This is a genomic window from Roseateles sp. P5_E1 (assembly GCF_054049335.1).
Genome location: NZ_JBFUMN010000191.1, coordinates 1 through 717, shown reverse-complemented (window position 1 = coordinate 717; position 717 = coordinate 1). Strand labels below are relative to the sequence as shown.

At 64.2% G+C, this 717-nt stretch carries 1 protein-coding gene; it reads right to left on the bottom strand.

The window, feature by feature from the left end; translation table 11 throughout:
- Positions 1–717 (bottom strand): AMP-binding protein (locus ACXJKJ_RS30540; RefSeq protein ID WP_457395193.1); only part of this gene is annotated, 717 nt, incomplete at both ends.

Sequence of the window (717 nt, the reverse complement as noted above, 5' to 3'; positions counted from 1 at the left end):
CCTGACTGTCGTTGCGCCCCAGGTATTCAATGCTGCCATCGGCTCGCCAGCGGGCCAGGTCACCGCTGCGGTAAACCCGCCCACCGGCAGCATCGAACGGGTCGACTATGAAGCGCTCGGCGGTCAATGCCGGCTGATTCAGGTATCCACGCGCTACCTGCACCCCGGCAATCAGCAGCTCGCCCGCCACACCGATCGGTACCGGCTGCAGGTGGCGATCCACGATATGGATCCGGGTATTGGCGATCGGACGCCCGATCGGAACCGTGTCGCTACCGGCGACGCATCGCCAACAGGTCACATCCACCGCCGCCTCGGTGGGACCATACAGGTTGTACAGCGCCACCTGCGGCAACGCCTCCAGCAGCCGGTTCTGCAGCGGGGCAGGCAGTGCCTCGCCGCTGCACAGGATCTGCCGCACCCCGGCACACCCGCTGACGTCGGCCTCATCCAGGAAAACCTGCAACATCGAGGGTACGAAGTGCAGCACGCTGATCGCCGAAGAGCTGATCACGCCGGCCAGGTAGTACGGGTCTTGGTGGCCTCCGGGCCGCGCCAGCACCAGCCGTGCCCCGGCCAACAGCGGCAGGAAGAATTCCCARACCGACACGTCAAAACCGAACGGGGTCTTCTGCAACACACGATCTTCACTGCCAAGAGCGAATTCCTCCTGCGCCCATAGCAAGCGATTGACGACACCATCGTGCTGGTTCATCA